Consider the following 18607-nt stretch of genomic DNA (forward strand, 5'->3'; position numbering starts at 1 on the left):
CGGTGCAAAAGATTACAGTCCGCTTTCTTTTATCTAGTATAAGGTAATCTCGTTACCTTGTATCTTGTAATTTACCTCCCCGGTTTCCCGTAGTAATTCCAGGAACACGTTGATCGTGTCGTAACGCTTAAGATGCCCCGTAAAAAGAAGTTCTCTCGATTGATCGGATTCAAAAACAATAGAAATATCATACCAACGTTCAAGATCCTTGGCAATTTGTTCCAAGCTCTTCCTGTTGAACACGTAAAGGCCATCCTTCCACCCCGTGTATTCTTTCGTGTTCACGATGTTCTTCTCCAATTCTCCGGAGACACGGGCAACCAACTGTTCACCCGGCTTTATTTCGACCTGCCGAGAACCGGAATAAGTGACCTTCCCGCTTACCAACGTGGTTGCCATATCCTCATCCGGGTAGGCTTTCACATCAAAAGAGGTCCCGTGTACCCGGATTTCACCCAAAGCGGTTTCGACAATAAACGGCTTACTACCCGATGAAACATCAAAAAAGGCCTCTCCCGCCAATATCACCCTTCTCTCTCTGCCCACAAACTTTACCGGAAACTTCAAACTCGTTCCGGAATTGATCCAGACTTTCGTTTTATCATCCAGTTCCACGTAAAACTCCCCCTTTGCCGGGGTATATAATTCATTATATATCAATTCCTGAATATCGGAGGAGTACCGGATAGAACCGTCCTCGTAGGAGATATGCACGCCCTCCTGTTCATGTTGTGCCAAAGATTGTTTATCCACCTGTACCATCTTGCCGTCCGCAAGGCGTAATTGCGCTTGTTTTGAACCGGGCATGATGATTTTCTCCGTCGCATCCCGAACCATCCTATTTTCCACCTTATCGGCCCCACCATCCTGCAAATACCACGTAACGGCTACCACCAAAAGAAACACGGCAGCCACCGCAGACAAGCGATAGATCATTCTCTTTCTCTTCACATGGCGCATACCAGCAACACAAGACTTAAATTCTTTATACCCCTCTGTATATGGGAATCGCTTATCTTCCTCCATGCCTTCTACAAGTAACTGATGATCCATCCATCTCCGGTAAACTTGTTCCAAGGTCTTATCCTCCAAAAGACAATTCAATTCCTTTTGCTCCGCCTCGGATATATCTCCCACATAAGATTTCTTAAATAGAGTAATGGCTCTTTCTAATCTTTTATCCATACAACTTTCAATCATAATTTCACCCTATATAGTGAACGACATTTGTTTTGGTATGACAAGAAAGTTGATTTTTTCTTATCTTTTTTAAGCCGACAGACGAAATTATAGCCACAGACGACTAAAGAGGAAGATTTTGCCCGGCCAATAAAAATAAAAGATAAAACGAACCGCCCAATTTTGAACGCAGATACTTGAAACTTCTATTTTTCTGAGTTTTTACCGTGTGTATGCTTATTCCCAGTTTATCCGCGATCTCCTTCCCGGAAAGTCCCTCCAAACTAAGATGGATGATCTTACGCTGTTCCTCCGGTAATTCCTGAATACAAAGGCGTAGTTGACGAGTTAACTCCTCCTGCACTGTCAGGGCAAAATGCTGGTCGGAAATCTCGACTTCCTCTTCCCCGTAAGATTGTAACAACGTGTGATGAAGACGCTCCGTCCTAAGATATTGAATAGCATTCGTGTACACCGCTTTGTACAAATAACAAGTTAACTTCTCCATGTGAGAAAAGTGAAGATCGGCTTTCCAGATCCCAATCAGTGAATCCTGCACCACGTCTTGCGAAACAGATTCATCCCCCACTATTTTATACACGTAACTACACAAGGCAGTATAATAATCCCGATAAAGATACTCCCAGGCCTTTGTGCTTTTCTTGTTGAATCCGTCCAGATAATCTGCCATTGAATCCATATTTAATGCAAAAATAATATTTTGTGTGAAATAGCGGAAGTGCTATCGTGATTTTTGATCCCCCTTTTAAAATGTATATCACTATAACTCCTCGACGCCTCTACGTAAAGAATGTCCGCATAAAGATATTTCACGCGAGAACTGTTTTGTTTTATAAATATCCCGTCACAAACGTGAAAAACGGGATATGTTGGTGTCGTTACACCTGGTTTTTCTGTTTTCATAGATTAAAGATTATAGCCCCATGAACAGAATTCAGCAACAGGTGCCTCCGACTATTAATACATCTATCCCCTATACTAGCAAATTAAAAACGGGAGACTATCACACGAACAGCCTCCCGTTGCACGCACCTTTTATAAATAGGTCTCTCTTAATACGATCACTTCCTATTTTCTTTTCAGCAATTCTGCAATCTTTTTCCGCAAATCTACTCCTTGTAGATTCTTGGCTATAATTTTATTTTCCTCATCTAATAAAACAGTGTAAGGAATGGACAACACATGATAGCGATTAAAAACGGTCGAATTAGCATCAAGCCCCTGTTTCCAGAACATTCCATCTTGATTGATCGCTTTTAACCACGCCTGCCTGTTTCCCTCCCGGGAAATACTAACAATTTCCAGTCCTCTTAAATGATATTTCTGGTAAATATCCAAAAAAGTCACGTTATCTTCCCTGCATTTCAGGTTATTTGAATCCCAAAAAACAAGTAGTTTCAACTTACTTTTAATCGGGTAGAGAGAAAGGGAATCCCCGGTTTGAGAGACGACTGTAAAATCAGGAGCCTCATTGCCAACGGACAGTTGTTCCAACTCTTCGATTTGTGACGCTACAAACCGTCCCGGAACCGTTTGCTTTGCCGTCTCTCCCAATAAATTATACCGGGCTTTCAACGGTTCCAACTCCAAGGAACGAGCCCCTGCCGCAACCACGTAAGCTGCCGCGTAGGAATCGGCGTGTTGTTGCAATAACTCCTTCTCTTTTTGCTGTACCAACGTAACTGCCTCTTCAAACTGTTTTGTCAATTCCTGCAATTTTTTCTTGTCTCTCGCTTGTTCCGCTTGCAGGTATGCTTGTTGGTATTGATTTTGAAGTTGCAACAAATCGACTGTTAACCTGTTGAAACGGGCAAAAATATCCTGTTGTTCCCCGCCTTTAATCAAAGCCCTACTATCTCCCACGTTCAACATGACGACCGTGTTTTCCAATATAAAAGGAATCACCACCTTCTGATCCGGGGTCGTGATATAAACGGCCACCGGAGCATCCACTTTCCCGGTAAACATGAAAGCACCATTCGTAATTCGAGTTGTTGCCATTTGCTCCGAACGCCCATTCTCGTCGGACACCAAGAGAAGTTCCCCGTCGGCAACCCCGTCAATTTTTCCACTTATCCGATACCCATCTTGGGCTTGTACACCCAACGTTGCGATCAATAAAAATAATAGCAATAACGACTTACTCATTTGTACAAAATTAAATTCCTAATTACATTTTCAATTGATAACCAGCTCTCCCGGTATGAGGGAGAGTTGGAGTAGGTAGTTAGTAAATACAAATATAAACTTTTAGGTCAGTCTCTATTTGATCTACTCGTAAGGGATAATATCCGCCAGCATGACACGACAAGTACTTCCGCTAACCTGATCATTCAGGGTTACCCGAATATATTTGACATCACGGCTTCCTTCAGTGATCGGTAAGAGCGTGACTTCACCAGACCCTTGCCCTAATGTGTTTTCCTCCACATAAGTAACATTATCCCAATCGATTTTATCCGTAGATGTCTTGATTATGATTGAGGGGGGTAAGTATAACTTAGATTCACGGTCCAATGCCGGGTCAAATAATTTTTGACCGATTTTGATACCCCGGATTTTCTTCAACTCTTTCAAGGTAATCGTCAATTCATACGTACGAATATAGGTCAACGGGGATGTCTCCCAACGAGTTTCCGGATCATTGTCCACCAAGTCCGGTAAATAAGGATCTGCATTAATATCCTTAAAATCACAAGTTACGGTATCCACTTCCGTACTGGGAATGTACACAAGATTATCGGGAACGTCCCACGTCCGGAATCCTTTGTCCTCCACATAATCCGGTTTTTCTGTGAAATAATGGTTTGCATAACGTTCGACCTTCACTCCCGTCAAACGATTCGCCTCATTCAACACTTTGAGCGTTCGAATCTCATCATACAATATACTATAGTTTTCCTTCGTCGTGAATCTTTCAACCAAGTAACGATTCTTACCCAAAACAATCTTTTCCAACTTTGGACAATAAAGAATGTCCTCCAGTGTATTCAGACTATAATCAAATTCTAATACACGAACCGTATCCAAAAAATGATTGAATTCCGATTCTAACGTCGGAGTTGCCGTTGAGAACCCATATCGGTATTGAATTGCCGATATAAAATCCGAAGTTAACGTCCGCTTATTTTCCAAAGTTAAAGTATTAAATTGTATCGTATCTGAAGTACCTGCTATTCTTCCCGTCCGAGAAACCGTGATTGGTTCTCCCACATTTACATCTTCCACGGTCAGAAAACCTTCATTCATTCTTTCTTCTGTCAGTTCATAAATTTTCTTTTCACCATCTGTACTTGTATAATTCAAATTAAGCTCCACAATATCACTATTCCACCTATCCGTGAAGAATACCAAGTTGTTCCCTACACGATAAAATTTAGTAATCGCTTGAGTAAATGTTCGCACAATTTCATGATTTTCCGTATAAGGACGAGCGTAAGTAGTTATTTCTAATGATTCTTCGCCTCTATTATTTACGGCTTGAACCCCAATACGATATGTCCCGTCCTCCAGACTATTAAGAATCAAAGAGGTATCCGTTGCATTCAGCAAGGTATCATGAACCACATCAGAAGAGGCAGACCAAGTCACTCGAATCGAATCAATGGTAGCATCTATGCTATTATTCCATTTCAATGACAATCGATACCACCCCGGCGTGGCATCCAGGTCACTACATTTTCCAACATAACGAATTCTCCCGTTGCCAGCATAATCGCTATAAGTATCTTCCAAGCTTTCACTACAAGCTGCTAATAATATACTTACAACAAATAAGTTTATTAAATATCTCAGTTTCATATCTCAATCTTTTTTTACGTAAACCTCCAATTCATGCATTGTCACATAGTTTTCAGGATTTCCTAACTCATCATTAAACTCAGCATACTGTCCCCCTAAATCAAATGTGTCATTAACTACAATTTTCAAATAACGATATCTTTTCGGAGAAGCAAAAAATGATACTTCCATATAACAAGGATCTGCCGCATTTAGGGCTTCTGGATCCCCTAACCTATCTTCTGTATTATTCTGGTCACAACGCCAATCCCATCTCTCTTTAGGGGTAAGTGATGGACTTTGTACGAATGAACCTAACTTATCCCATGCATTACCATTTTTATCATTTCCTCCATAAACAGTAACATCACAAGGTAATTTTGCTTCCGGGAACTGATTCCACGGATTGGATACTGGCATTAACAACTTCATACGTAATAATCCGTAAATACGGATAGATGCAGGAACTTTCTCTTCTCCCAAATCGACAAACATAGGCTTCCCGATAGCATCCGGTCCCGCAAGGAAAGTAAACATCTCCTCTTGTTTACCCGTATTTATACGTTGTTCTCCTTTCAAATCTCCATCGAATAAATATTTTAATCCCACTTTCATGTTATCTCGTTCCAAAGATTTCCCCCCCGCATCAAAATCATTCTCCGTAAGCGGAAGCCTTTCCGAAATATAGGATTCTATATCCGGCCAGATTTTTTGCCCTACACGGTAGCCCCGATAATCTTCTGTCCGTACAATAATCGTGTTTTTTTCGCGCATTTGCGCCAAAGGAAATGTCAAGGTATCCCCTCCTTTCAATATCGGAAAACTTTTCACAAGAATAGTATCCGGACCTTGAGTTAAGGGGTTTGTTCCCAAGTAAAAGATATGTACCATACCAGATGCCTGTCCCGGACTTTCATAAAGAACTTGAAAACCTCCCCAAGAAGGTAGAACTTGTGCTTTATCAATAAAAGCATAGGGGGCAGACTCCTCCGTATTAAAAGTTACTTCCATCGATTTTGATTCATTCCCCTTATTATCAACAAGAGTCACCCGCGCAGAGACCCCCTGTCGAGCCTCATTGAAACCATCTAAAAACAGCGAATCACTCCCATAATCACTTGTTTTTAATACCTCTATATTTTGAGCATCTTTATAACGGACATTAATTCCAAAAATTTCATTCTCATCCGGAAGTTTATAATACATCATGGCTCCTCCCGGTTGTGCTTTAAAACGGATATCTTCTTGAGACATCAAAGAGCCAAACGAAAAAGAATCATCATCGCTACACCCCCAAAATGCCAACAATATAAACGATATAAATAGTATTCGTTTCATAACCTATAGTTTAATATTTTTACAATCATACATTTTACCATCTCGGATTTTGGACCATACTTGAAATTAATATTTCTTCTGCCTTGATTGGGGTTAAATAATTACGAGGAGCTGTGAATTTAGACTTACTCCAGATCACGATGGGACCTTCAAAATTATTATAAAATGTACGAGCCGATTCTCCAAGAATATTCCACCCATATTGTTTTGCATTCAACTCCAATTCCGCTATTTTCCAACGGCGAAGATTCCAATAACGTTGTCCCTCAAATGCCAACTCTATATTAATTTCTTGACGAATAATCTCGCGCATTCCCTCTTTCGTATCCACTTTACCGGGTTGATTAGAATAAGATTTCCACGCCGTCACGACATCATCAATTCCCGCCCGTTCCCGAACTTTATTCAAGGGAAGATATACATTGTCATTCGGTTTACCTAGATATTCATTCCAAGCCTCAGCCTGTATCAAATAAAGTTCAGCCAAGCGAATAACACTTGCCGTATTATCATTACCCATAGAACCTATGTAATTCACATTATTTATAGAAGATTGCGTATGTTTTTTCAACCAATAACCTCCAGGATTTTGCGGAGCATTACTGGTGACTATATCCATTGTTGTTCCAAAACTTTCTCCCTTATAGGCATATACGGGTAAATTATAATTATTCCAAAGAGTGTTCGTCCCTCGTTGCCAATATGTACGATCCGCCGCAATACAAGCATAGAAACGTGGCTCTCGCCGCAAGTGTAATTGTAACACATCTGTATTCAACATGACCACATCTTTATACAATACGCTGGTTTCCTTTCCCAATTGATAACGACTGGCATAATTCCATGTAACATCAGATTCAATCGGTAATCCGTGCTCCGTGTAATACATTTCCACCATTTTCATCGTTGGAGACAAGCTCCCATCCACTTGATCACTATAATTAACATCGTCAGATTTTAAACGAGGTAATGTATAATAAGGAAACCACCAAGCATCTATTTTCCATTCCAATATATATTCCGGATTAGAAAACATCGAATAAGATGTCTGTTCTATGTCCATCATCGTATTTAATAATGCCGTTGCCTTCCCGGTTGTCCCTTTACACAATGCAAAACCTCCTTGCTCACAAACTTCAACCGCTTTATCAGCTGCCTCGGCGGCTAACCGCCATTTCTCCGGGTCATAGGAAGTACTTACCAAAGGCTCCCCATTTTTTCCTTTAAAATCCATATAAAATTCGTTCCCGTTGAACAGAGGAGAAGCCGCATAAAGTAATGCTTTTGCCTTAATTGCATACGCTGCCTCCAAATGGATATAGGGTTTCCTTGTATACCCTGCAGCAAGACTTGTCGGCAAGTATTCGATCGCCTCGTCCAACAAATTCACAATTTCTTTAAAACAAGTATCCACATGCATTCTCGGCAACTGTAATTGAGAAATATTCGCGTCTGCCGGAAGATTTTTCGGCACTAAAACAATCGGGCCATAGCGACGAACCAATTCGAAGTAAGCATAAGCTTTCAATGCCAACACTTCCCCCTTCCATTGTTTTTTCTCGCCGTCTGTCATATTATATACATTATCAATGTTCTCGATAAAAGTATTACAATCACGAATCAATATATACATTGGTCCCCACACATTATCATAAGGTTCCTGAGACATTTCCAATCCATCTGAAACCTTAAATACTCCAGAATACCATTTATTATTCCGACGATACTCGCAGGCTGCCAATTCATCTGCTCCTAAATAAGCAACATTAGATTCTAAACTCGTACACATACTCGGCATCACAGCATACAAACCTTGTAACCATATATCTGCATCTGCCCGTTGTTCAAAAATCGTTTCCACCGTTTCGATATCCTTTTCCGGGACCATGTCCAAATAATCACAGCCGAATATCAATGTTGCAGAAAGAAAAATAATAATTAAATATCTCATAATTCATTTAATTTAAATTAGAAACTAACGTTCAATCCTAACGAGAAAGTACGTTGTATCGGATAATTAAACCCACTATCACCCAGTTCCACATCCCACACCTTGAAATTAGTGATCAAAAAAGGATTATTTACCCGAGCATAAAATTTAATATTTTGCATTTTCCATCGAGTAACCAAATTTCGAGGCATATTATATGCAAGTTCAATAGACGTGCAACGCAAGAAACTACATTCCCGCATAAAATAGGTACTTTTTCGATTCTCCACTCCCGAATCCCAATCTTCCTGTGGGTTATGTACATTAATCGCTTGAGTCGAAAGTCGAGGCCAAAAAGGTCGATCTTTCATGTTATTCTCGCTCCAATGGTCATCATAAATGGCTTTAAGCATCGCACGATCCCCTACAAAAGGAGCAATCTGCATCGGATCCATGAAGAAAGAACGTTTACCCGATCCTTGGAACGAAAAGCTAAATTCCCAATTTTTAAAATTAAAGAACCCACTAAAACCATAGATCACTCGCGGGGTTGTCGGGAAACCTATGTATGTGGCATCATTCACATCAATTACACCGTCACCATTCAGATCCCGATAGCGAATATCTCCCGGCATAACATCCCCTCCCTGTGTCGGAGAATTATCGATTTCCGCTTGTCCACGGAACACACCCTCGGCAATATAACCAATTTGCTGGGAAATTTCCTGTCCTTTCTTACGCTGCCACGTTGGTTTATCCGTGGCTTCTTCAATTTCCAAATACACAGACTTACTATACGTGAATGTTCCATTAAGAATCAGCCAAAAATCCGGACTAAAGGCGTGTTGAATTTTCCCGGAAAGATCTATCCCTCTTCCACGTGCCTTCCCCACATTGGATAGCTGATAGGCAGCCAAACCCGTACTTTCAGGTACAGTTGTCCGGTAATCTAAGATGTTATGGCGTACTTCTTGATAGAAATCAGCCGTTGCCTCAAAAATTCCATCAAATAATTTTAGTTCAACCCCAAGGTTTGCCTGTTCGGCAATTTCCCATTTAATCTTGGTGTTTGGGTAAGATCGAACCACGTATTTTTGCATTTGCCTTTGACCAGGACGTGGATCAGTTATGCCTTTCTGTTCAATCAACGGAAGATGCGTGAAACGCGGAGTGGCTATAATTCCATCATTTCCTACTTTTCCCCAAGACGCTCGAAATTTCAAGAATGATAACCAATGTGCCGTATTGTCAGCGAGAAAACTTTCTTTCGACGCAATCCATGCTCCTCCTACTGCCGGAAAGAATCCCCATTGGTGATTACGAGCAAAACGTTCAGAGCCATTATAACCAAAACTCGCTTCCACGAAATATTTATCTTTGAACCCATAAGATCCACGCATGGATAGACTCATATTTCTTTGAGGAATTCCATCCAAAACGGTTGATGTCGCAGATGTTGTTGTTTCCTGTGCACTAAATACACCCGTTAAACTTGTCTGATGATCCTTCCAAGCTGCAGAATGTAATGCTCGAACCTCATAACTAACTTGTGTAGCTTGCGTACTCGTACTAGCTTCATTACTTTTTGTTAAGGTACGCCTAGCATCACTTTTCACACTTTGCAATTTATGTTCCCCAGTTTCAAAATTATATCCTTCCAACCTATACATGAAAGGAATTGTCTTGTAAGCATTCACGTAATAACCTTCTTTATTCAACGCAATACTGGCGCGCAGCTCCAAACCTTTCACGAGAGTTGAAAGATTTTGAATATACTCGGCACGAGTTGTTACAGAATAACGACTTCGTTCCTTATACCCTTGTTGTGTAATCATATAAGGATTTTTAGTATATTCATCAATCGCACCAAAACGAATATGTGGCCAATTATACTGTTCATCGCCCGGATAAGTCGGAGCGTAATCTACCGGGGAGGCTTGAAACGCCAAAGCATAAGCCCCTGTTACATCCGAAAACGGTCCATGGTATTTATCCAAGGACGCAGAAGTATTAATCAACAAACGAATCCCTGCAGCTAAATCAATATTTAAATTTGTACGAAATGTAAAAGTGTTATTCTTAATATTACAGTCAAATTGATTCAGGCGATCTGTCTTCAACATACCTTCATCCCGGTTATAATTAACTGAAGCATAATATTGCATAATATTGGACCCACCACGAAGATTCAATCCCATATGGTGATTAACCGTATAATCTTTGAATAAAATATCGTACCAGTCATTTGCAGGATATAACCAAGAAGGATAATTCTTAGAACCCGTGCGTTCAATTTGTTCTACACTGTATTGTGGAGTTGCGGACGGATTACGCGCCAGCAAGGCTTGATTGTACATTTTCATGTAAGTTTTCGGATCCACAACATCAATTTCCCGAGTGGGCATAGAAGCTATTGCCTCGTAACGAACAGAAGTATAAACACTACCGGCCTCTCCTTTTTTCGTTGTGATCAAGATAACGCCATTCGCCCCACGAGCTCCATACATAGCCGTGGCAGAAGCATCCTTTAAAACGCTAAACGTCTCAATGTCTTCCGGGGCCATACGAGAGAGATCTAATTTCGAAGATTCTACCCCATCGATCAAAATCAAAGGATCTATATTGGCTCCCGTTTGGAAAGAAGTAATACCGCGAATGTAAAACTTAGTATTCATTTCCTCTTCCGTTAATGCTCCCGGAATACCTCCCGTTTGCCAACCGACAATTCCGGCAATCTTCCCTGCAAATTGGGTCGTCAAATCACTACTGGACGACTTTAATGTTTTCGCATCTACAGTCGTAATAGATGACACCACGCTTTCCTTTTTTTGTTCTCCGAAAGCAACAACAGTTACCTCTTCCAAGTTTTCAGCCGTGGGGGTCAATCGAATATTTACTTTATCTTTTCCTTTCAATTGCACCAATTCCGTCTTATAACCAATAAACGAAACCCGCAAGGCATCATTGGGTCCAACACTAATCGTGTAACGTCCATCTGTATCCGTGGCCACCCCCTGAGTCGTTCCCTGAATCAACACTGTAGCCCCGGGAATCGGATTCCCTTTTTCATCGACAACCCTACCACTGACTTGCACTAACTTTACTTGTGGTTGAGATTTATCTGCCTCCTTTTTAACCACCGTCACCACATCTTTGTCATACTCAAAAGTCAAAGAAGTTCCTGCTAACACTTCTGTCAAAACCTCCTTCACCTTCTTGTTTTTCACATCAACGCTTACCTTAGGAACTTCTTTCATCTGTTCCGCATTATAAAGGAAACGTAACCCCGTCTGTTTTCGAATTGCATCAAACAACTCGTACAGATTTACATCCGTCAATTTCAACGTAACGGTTTGGTCTTGTGCCATGGTTGGTAAAGAGGTCAAACCTACGAGAAAAACGATTAAAATCATTCGTAATTTCATCATTTGCCAAACTTTTTCTCGTGCTTTCCCAAAGAAATAGCACGATCTCTTCTTTTTTTTCATAACTTTGTTTACAAATTTTGTGTTAAACATGGTAACAGCCTTTCGCTAGAAGGCGGTTACTGGTTATTACAATCCCCGGAGAGTCGCCACAACTCTCCGTTTTTTATTTATTGCTAACAATAATCGTTCGATCTTTCACGCTGAAACGCACGTCGGATGTCTTCTCCAAGAAGAACAATAAATCTCGAATATCAGCATAGCGCTGCACGTTCCCATAGAACCTAACATCTTTCAAAGAATCATTCTGGAAAAAGACACTCACATCATACCAGCGTTCAATCTTTTCCATGATGGATTCCAGCCTTTCGTTCACGAACACCACATCTTGATTTTTCCAAGCAATATAGGAATATACATCCACGTCCTTAATTTCAACCTCCCCCGTGACCTCGTTGGCCTCCCCCAGTTGATTCGGTTTCAGCCTCCGCTCCGGGGTCGAAGCATTTGCCCGGAAACCAACAGCCCCGTTTACCAGCACCACTTGAATCCGTTCTTTATGGTAGGTATTCATGTTAAACTCGGTACCATAGACCCGTAAACGATAGGCCCCGGAAGTGACAAAGAAAGGTTTTGTAGTATCCTTCTTTACACTAAAATAAGCCTCCCCTTTCAATTTCACATGACGCTCTCCCGAAGTAAACTTTACCGGATATTCCAATTCTGACTCCGCATTCAGCCATACCCCCGTCCCGTCAGAAAGCGTTAGGAAGAACTCCCCCCCACGAGGAACGATAACCTTGTTATATATCGGTTTCTCTACTTCCACGTTCTCCGATTGATTATACACGAGTGCCTTATTCGTGTCGATCGCCACCACGGAACCATCCTTCTCCACGATATTATCTGTATTTTTCGTCAGGTCAATGACTTCTCCGGTAGAAAGGACCAATCGAGCCTGCGGATGATTCGCTCGTATAATTGGTGTATTTTCTGCCAGCATATCCTCTTTGGTCGGAGTAGACATAAACAGATACACACCACCCAATGCCACCAGAACTGCCACGGAGGCTGCCACCCGGAACCCGATTTTCCGAATCCTTGCCCGGCGAATTTGTCGAAATAGCATTGCTTTTCTATCCTCCACGTGAACTTTCTGTTCCCGATTCGCCCAACGAATAAATAAGGCATCTTTTTCCAGTTGATAATAGATCTTCTTATTTTCCTGACTATCGTTCAACCATTGCTCCACGGCAAAACGCCCTTCCTCATCCAACTCCCCGTTGAAATAAGCCAGCAAGCGTTCTTCCGTTTCTTGATCTAATAAACCATTTCGCATAAATCATACTATTTTTCATCAATAGTACCGGAAACATCAAAAAAGGTCTAATAGATTTTTGAAAAATTTTTAAATTTTATTTTCGAGTACAGAAAAATAACAGGAATCCCGCGAATAACTCTTCGTTCATTCGCTCTCTCAATTTCTTAACCGAGAGACCCAGCAATGTTTTTACCGTGGAAACTGAGATCCCGTAACGCTCGGCCACTTCCCGGTATTTCAATCCCTCGACAAACACCCCGTTCACGACATCCCGACTTCTTTCGGGCAATAACGCAATCTCGTCCAACACCTTCGACACGATGGCATCATGATTCTCATTATACTCTTCGAAAGCTAAATCCACGTGGTCCAAGTCCACGGCATGATGAAAAACATCTTGCTTATCCATCCGGTTCAGACAACGATTACGCACAGACACGTAAAGAAAAGAGGCCAAAGTAGAAGGGAAGAAATTCAAGTAAACTTTATTATTCCAAATGGAAAAGAAAAAATCCTGCACGACATCTTCTGCCATGTTCACGTCCCGTAAAAACGTATCAGCCCACACGACCAAGGGTTTATAATAGGCATCAAATAACAACTCCATCCCCTTTTGATTTCCGGAACGAAGTAAATTACATATTTCCTGATTCCTATTTTTCTCAGAATCGTTCACCTTATACATCCTAAAAATTAATGATCACGACTAGTAATCACAAAGGTAACGGAATTTTTTATAAATTCGTCCCTCAAATACTCAAACACAAATTTTATAAAAATGAGAAAACTATTCCTACTTCTATCTTTAGGTGTTTTCTTGTTCTCTTGTAAAGAGGCCAAGAAAGAAACGAAGCCAAGTCCCTATCAAGCGCTTGCAGATCAGTATGCTGAATTCCCGTTAACAACAGATTTAAACCAATTGACCGAAAACGAGAAGAAAATGATTCCCATACTTATCGAAGTTGCCGATATCATGGAGAACATCTTCTGGCAAAACGCTTATGGAGATAAGAGTGCATTGATGGCACAATTCGCTCAGGATTCTGCCGCTCTGAAATATCTTTCCATAAACTATGGTCCTTGGGATAGATTAAACGACAACAAACCTTTCATCGACGGCGTGGGAGCAAAACCTCTTGGAGCAAACTTCTACCCGGCTGACATGACGAAAGAAGAATTCGACGCACTGGATGATCCTCGCAAAACGGACTGGTATAGCGTTATCCGTCGGGATGCAGCCGGAAAGCTTATCGTGCTTCCATTCCACGAAGCTTACCCGGAAGAAGTGGCAAAAGCATCCAAATTACTGGAAGAAGCTGCCGCACTAGCCGAAGACCCGGGATTGAAAAACTACTTAACATTAAGATCAAAAGCCCTTTTGGACGACGATTATCTGGCCAGCGACCTAGCTTGGATGGATATGCAAAACAACACCCTGGACTTCGTAGTAGGTCCCATCGAAACTTATGAAGACCAGCTTTACGGGTATAAAGCTTCTCATTCCGGACAAATCCTCGTGAAAGACAAAGAATGGAGCAAACGCTTGTCTGAATATGCTCAATACTTACCCCAATTACAGGAAAACTTACCGGTTCCTGCCAAATACAAAAAGGAAAAAGCAAATGCCAACCCGGATATGAACGCTTACGACGTGATTTATTATGCCGGAGATTGCAATGCCGGAAGTAAAAATATCGCTATCAACCTGCCGAACGACCCGAGAGTACATGCGGCAAAAGGAAGTCGTAAACTACAATTGAAAAACTCCATGCAGGCCAAATTCGAGAAAATGGTTGTGCCGATTTCCAAATTGTTAATTACGCCCGATCAACAAAAACATATTAGTTTTGATGCTTTCTTCGAAAACGTGATGTTCCACGAAGTCGCTCACGGGCTGGGAATTAAATACACGCTGAATGGCAAACAAGACGTTCGTTCCGCCCTGCAAAACTACTACACCTCTATTGAGGAAGGTAAAGCGGACATCCTTGGGTTATTCTGCGTGACCAAACTTGCAGAATGGGGTGTATTGGAAAACAAAGACCTCATGGATAACTACGTGACTTTTATCGCCGGAATCTTCCGTTCCGTTCGTTTCGGTGCTGCCAGCGCCCACGGAAAAGCCAACATGATGCAGTTCGCCCATTTCATGGAAAGCGGAGCTATCAGCAAAGATGAAACCACAGGATACTACACCGTAGATTTCGAAAAGATGAAAAAAGACATCGAAGTGATTGCCGGAGAGTATATCACGATCGAAGGAGACGGTGACATCCAGAAAGCTACCAAATTAGTGGCAGAAAAGGGTATCGTTCCCCCGACCTTACAGAAAGACTTGGATAGAATTGCGGGAGCTAACATCCCGAAGGATATTTTCTTCAAACAAGGAACTAAAGTTCTAGGGTTATAATCTGGAATGATATTATACAAAATACCCAAGTTCAAAATCAACATGAACTTGGGTATTTTTATTATTTCAAATATTCACGAAAAAAAGATTCTATCTTGTCAAAAGGAATAACATTTGCCTGGTTATCGTACAAATCCACGTGGCTTGCACCGGGAATAATCAAAAGTTCCTTGTTATCACCTTTCAATTTTTTGAATGCATCTTCACTAAAATAGCGAGAATGAGCCTTTTCACCATGAATCATAAGCACGGCATTCCGTATTTCATCGCTGTAAGCCAACAAGGGCATATTGATAAATGAAAGTGACGATGTCTTATTCCAGCCATTATTGGAATTAAGTGAACGTTTGTGGTAACCACGCGGCGTTTTGTAGTAAGCGTAATAATCCTTCACGAATTGCGGGGCATCATCCGGTAATGGATCGACCACTCCCCCGGCTAGTTCATACGTGCCATTCTTGGCATCAAGTGTACGCTGGGCATTGAGTTGCCGACGAAGCTCATACCGTTGGTCGGCATCCATCGCATCAAAATACCCGTTGGCATTCACACGGCTCATGTCATACATCGTGGAAGTAACCGTAGCTTTAATACGCGTATCCATGGCGGCAGCGTTAAGAGCCATACCACCCCACCCGCAAATACCTAAAATTCCAATACGTTCAGGGTCAACATCATCGCGAGTCGAAAGAAAATCAACGGCAGCACTGAAGTCTTCCGTGTTAATGTCCGGCGAGGCCACGTACCGGGGTTGGCCTCCACTTTCACCCGTGTAAGAAGGATCGAAAGCAATCGTCAGAAAACCACGTTCCGCCAGCGTTTGCGCATAAAGCCCGGACGATTGTTCCTTGACAGCCCCGAAAGGACCGCTCACCGCAATGGCAGCCAACTTTCCCTCCACATTTTTGGGGATATACATATCTGCGGCAAGCGTGATACCGTAACGATTACGGAATGTCACTTTCTCGTGAACAACCTTGTTGCTCTGTGGAAATACCTTATCCCATTCTTTCACTAATTCTAACTTTTCCATATTCTTCTCTTTTACTTGATTTGTACTTGTTTGGCCGCTTACGATTGTTCCGGCAAGGAACAACATTCCTGTTGCTACAATTGTCTTTATACTCATACTATTTCAATTTTAAATTTCATATCCATTACTTCTGATTTTATGATGTAAAGGTATGAGATTCAATCGGTATGGATTGTATACAAATTACCGTAAAAATAACCACTTTTACGGTTTCTATTGAGGGTGTGTCAAAAGGTATTTTATCCTCAAAAAACTCCTCCGTCACTTCGTACCACCTCCTCTATAAACAGAGGAGGAGCTGGTGACTCTTTCCGAATATAGATAGTATTTCAACTCTCCTTCTGTTTATAGAGGGAAATCGGCGAGTAAACGAGAATAGACAGCGAGTTTACTCGTTGTCTGTCGAGCGAGAGCCGATTCGAGACTGCTTGCAGGCTCAATACCCCGAAGGGGGGAGGGAGTTTGAAAAATGACTTTTGACACACTCTCCTGTAACTAAATCGCTCTTCACGACGATATAAACGAAAAAAAGAAACATGAAGAAATTATTTTCCAGTACTATATTCAAATTAATCATCGCCGTCATTATCGGGATTCTTCTCGGATTCGTCGCTAACGAGGGCTTTATGAACTTTGTCGTTACCGTGAAATACATCCTCGGGCAACTGATCTTCTTCATGGTTCCACTTATTATTTTAGGATTTGTTTCCTACTCGATCGCCAAGATGAAAGATAACGCCTCCAAAATGTTGTCTCTGGCTCTCATTATCGCTTATCTTTCCTCCATTGGTGCGGCCTTCTTTGCCATGGTCTCCGGGTACACCCTGATCCCACACCTCTCCATCGAACCCGTGAAAGAAACCTTACGACAATTACCGGAATTAATCTTCCGCCTTGATATACCCCCTGTTGTCAGCGTGATGACCGCCCTCGTACTGGCCATCATGATCGGTCTGGCCACAGTGTGGACCAAATCGGAAGTGTTCGAAAACCTACTGGACAATTTCCAGAAGATGGTGTTGTTACTCATCAACCGCATTCTTATACCCATCCTCCCCTTCTTCATCGCAGCCAATTTTTGCGCATTAAGTTACGAGGGTGCTATCACGAAACAACTCCCCGTGTTCCTTGGGGTTATGGTTATTGTTATCATCTCCCAGTTCGTGTGGCTTTCTTTCCTGTACGTCCTTGCCGGGGCCATCTCGAAAAAGAATCCTTGGCAGGTATTGAAGTACTACGGCCCCGCCTACCTCACTGCCGTTGGCACGATGTCATCGGCCGCCACGCTGGCTGTCGCGTTGAAATGTGCCAAGAAAAGCCCGGTATTAAAAGACGATGTTATTGATTTCGCCGTTCCCCTATTCTCGAATATCCATTTATGCGGCTCCATCCTAACGGAAGTCTTCTTCGTGATGACCGTATCACTCATGCTTTACGGCTCGCTCCCGTCATTAACCGTCATGATCCTCTTCATCATCCTACTCGGCATCTTCGCCATCGGGGCTCCGGGAGTTCCCGGTGGAACCGTGATTGCCTCTCTAGGAATCGTGATCTCCGTTCTCGGATTCGATGAGGCCGGAACAGCCCTTCTACTAACCATATTCGCTTTACAGGATAGTTTCGGAACAGCCTGCAACATCACGGGAGACGGGGCATTGACATTAATCATGACAAAAGCATCCAGCCACCGTTCTACAAAACATCCCCTGCAACATAAGACTCATAAAGATACCCCGGATTTTCATAATAAAGACTACTGTTGAAGTCTTCGATCTTACGGGATAACCATGAATTGTACACTTCGATTAAAGTATCAATAGGTTCTTTACCTTGTTTTACACAAATATCAACGATCAACCTCTTATAAACCTTTCCTATATCCCAATGTGTAGGTATCGAGTACTTACTATCAGTAATATTATCAAACGATCCTTCTTTGATATGATAATTATCAATCAGTTCATCACTAACCCTATCTATATTATCACTATGATATACATCCGCTAACTCGTACAGATGCTGCAATTTATCCTTACCGATAGCGTTAACAACAACACTTCGATGATTTTTCGTCTTTCGGCCAATATATTCTATCAGGCTACAAACAAAAAATAAATCATTATCTTCTTTCCTTTCCAATCCTATCATTTTTTATTCTTCAAAACTATAA

13 protein-coding genes are annotated in these 18607 nt (G+C 41.7%); 2 read left to right on the top strand and 11 right to left on the bottom strand.

The annotated features are described in order from the left end of the window. Nucleotides 1-33: 33 nt before the first annotated feature. The 9 genes from I2I33_RS01730 to I2I33_RS01770 all read right to left on the bottom strand — a co-directional run bounded on the left by I2I33_RS01730 (nt 34) and on the right by I2I33_RS01770 (nt 13601). A complete protein-coding gene (locus tag I2I33_RS01730; protein ID WP_162613670.1) occupies nt 34-1185 on the bottom strand; it encodes a FecR family protein in 1152 nt (383 codons plus the stop codon). A gap of 118 nt (nt 1186-1303) precedes the next feature. Further along, complete coding sequence (locus I2I33_RS01735) at nt 1304-1870, bottom strand: RNA polymerase sigma factor (RefSeq protein WP_229128147.1); 567 nt, start codon at nt 1868-1870, stop codon at nt 1304-1306. A 398-nt stretch (nt 1871-2268) separates the two neighbouring features. Next, nucleotides 2269-3348 (bottom strand): TlpA disulfide reductase family protein, encoded by a 1080-nt coding sequence (locus I2I33_RS01740; protein ID WP_087419226.1) that lies wholly within the window; start codon nt 3346-3348, stop codon nt 2269-2271. Nucleotides 3349-3471: 123 nt separating this feature from the next. After that, nucleotides 3472-5001 carry a DUF4998 domain-containing protein gene (locus I2I33_RS01745; RefSeq protein ID WP_087419227.1) on the bottom strand — a complete coding sequence of 510 codons (1530 nt, stop codon included), beginning with the start codon at nt 4999-5001 and terminating at the stop codon, nt 3472-3474. A gap of 3 nt (nt 5002-5004) precedes the next feature. Beyond that, a complete protein-coding gene (locus tag I2I33_RS01750; protein ID WP_087419228.1) occupies nt 5005-6318 on the bottom strand; it encodes a DUF4959 domain-containing protein in 1314 nt (437 codons plus the stop codon). A 34-nt stretch (nt 6319-6352) separates the two neighbouring features. Continuing rightward, the gene (locus tag I2I33_RS01755) at nt 6353-8269 is read right to left on the bottom strand and encodes a RagB/SusD family nutrient uptake outer membrane protein (protein WP_195666715.1); all 1917 of its coding nucleotides are present in this window, start codon (nt 8267-8269) and stop codon (nt 6353-6355) included. A gap of 17 nt (nt 8270-8286) precedes the next feature. Beyond that, nucleotides 8287-11676 carry a TonB-dependent receptor gene (locus tag I2I33_RS01760; RefSeq protein WP_195666716.1) on the bottom strand — a complete coding sequence of 1130 codons (3390 nt, stop codon included), beginning with the start codon at nt 11674-11676 and terminating at the stop codon, nt 8287-8289. A 163-nt stretch (nt 11677-11839) separates the two neighbouring features. Then, on the bottom strand, nt 11840-13012 hold the full coding sequence (locus I2I33_RS01765) for a FecR domain-containing protein (protein ID WP_087419230.1): 1173 nt from the start codon (nt 13010-13012) through the stop codon (nt 11840-11842). Nucleotides 13013-13088: 76 nt separating this feature from the next. Next, the gene (locus I2I33_RS01770; RefSeq protein WP_229128148.1) at nt 13089-13601 is read right to left on the bottom strand and encodes a sigma-70 family RNA polymerase sigma factor; all 513 of its coding nucleotides are present in this window, start codon (nt 13599-13601) and stop codon (nt 13089-13091) included. A gap of 171 nt (nt 13602-13772) precedes the next feature. Here I2I33_RS01770 and I2I33_RS01775 point away from each other — a divergent pair, with 171 nt between their 5' ends. Then, nucleotides 13773-15404: a dipeptidyl-peptidase 3 family protein gene (locus I2I33_RS01775; RefSeq protein WP_087419231.1), complete on the top strand. Its 1632-nt coding sequence runs from the start codon at nt 13773-13775 to the stop codon at nt 15402-15404. A gap of 61 nt (nt 15405-15465) precedes the next feature. On the opposite strand, the gene I2I33_RS01780 is transcribed toward I2I33_RS01775, so the two are convergent. Then, nucleotides 15466-16503: an alpha/beta hydrolase gene (locus tag I2I33_RS01780; protein ID WP_229128167.1), complete on the bottom strand. Its 1038-nt coding sequence runs from the start codon at nt 16501-16503 to the stop codon at nt 15466-15468. 470 nt (nt 16504-16973) lie between these two features. On the opposite strand from I2I33_RS01780, the gene I2I33_RS01785 reads away from it, so the two are divergent. Next, nucleotides 16974-18200 carry a dicarboxylate/amino acid:cation symporter gene (locus I2I33_RS01785; RefSeq protein ID WP_087419233.1) on the top strand — a complete coding sequence of 409 codons (1227 nt, stop codon included), beginning with the start codon at nt 16974-16976 and terminating at the stop codon, nt 18198-18200. Here I2I33_RS01785 and I2I33_RS01790 read toward each other — a convergent pair. Next, nucleotides 18130-18585 (bottom strand): hypothetical protein, encoded by a 456-nt coding sequence (locus I2I33_RS01790; protein WP_087419234.1) that lies wholly within the window; start codon nt 18583-18585, stop codon nt 18130-18132. The two genes, I2I33_RS01785 and I2I33_RS01790, sit on opposite strands and share 71 nt — an antisense overlap. Nucleotides 18586-18607 lie beyond the last annotated feature (22 nt).

This window comes from Butyricimonas sp. BSD2780061689_150309_C8 (assembly GCF_015560935.1).
Classification (GTDB): Bacteria; Bacteroidota; Bacteroidia; order Bacteroidales; family Marinifilaceae; genus Butyricimonas; species Butyricimonas paravirosa.

Bases quoted from the DNA above. Each gene is read 5' to 3' on its own strand.
- I2I33_RS01780 (WP_229128167.1), bottom strand. From the start codon at position 16,503: ATGTTGTTCCTTGCCGGAACAATCGTAAGCGGCCAAACAAGTACAAAT.
- I2I33_RS01775 (WP_087419231.1), top strand. From the start codon at position 13,773: ATGAGAAAACTATTCCTACTTCTATCTTTAGGTGTTTTCTTGTTCTCT.
- I2I33_RS01790 (WP_087419234.1), bottom strand. From the start codon at position 18,585: ATGATAGGATTGGAAAGGAAAGAAGATAATGATTTATTTTTTGTTTGT.
- I2I33_RS01765 (WP_087419230.1), bottom strand. From the start codon at position 13,012: ATGCGAAATGGTTTATTAGATCAAGAAACGGAAGAACGCTTGCTGGCT.
- I2I33_RS01750 (WP_087419228.1), bottom strand. From the start codon at position 6,318: ATGAAACGAATACTATTTATATCGTTTATATTGTTGGCATTTTGGGGG.
- I2I33_RS01745 (WP_087419227.1), bottom strand. From the start codon at position 5,001: ATGAAACTGAGATATTTAATAAACTTATTTGTTGTAAGTATATTATTA.
- I2I33_RS01770 (WP_229128148.1), bottom strand. From the start codon at position 13,601: ATGGAGTTGTTATTTGATGCCTATTATAAACCCTTGGTCGTGTGGGCT.
- I2I33_RS01735 (WP_229128147.1), bottom strand. From the start codon at position 1,870: ATGGCAGATTATCTGGACGGATTCAACAAGAAAAGCACAAAGGCCTGG.
- I2I33_RS01740 (WP_087419226.1), bottom strand. From the start codon at position 3,348: ATGAGTAAGTCGTTATTGCTATTATTTTTATTGATCGCAACGTTGGGT.
- I2I33_RS01755 (WP_195666715.1), bottom strand. From the start codon at position 8,269: ATGAGATATTTAATTATTATTTTTCTTTCTGCAACATTGATATTCGGC.
- I2I33_RS01785 (WP_087419233.1), top strand. From the start codon at position 16,974: ATGAAGAAATTATTTTCCAGTACTATATTCAAATTAATCATCGCCGTC.
- I2I33_RS01730 (WP_162613670.1), bottom strand. From the start codon at position 1,185: ATGGATAAAAGATTAGAAAGAGCCATTACTCTATTTAAGAAATCTTAT.
- I2I33_RS01760 (WP_195666716.1), bottom strand. From the start codon at position 11,676: ATGATGAAATTACGAATGATTTTAATCGTTTTTCTCGTAGGTTTGACC.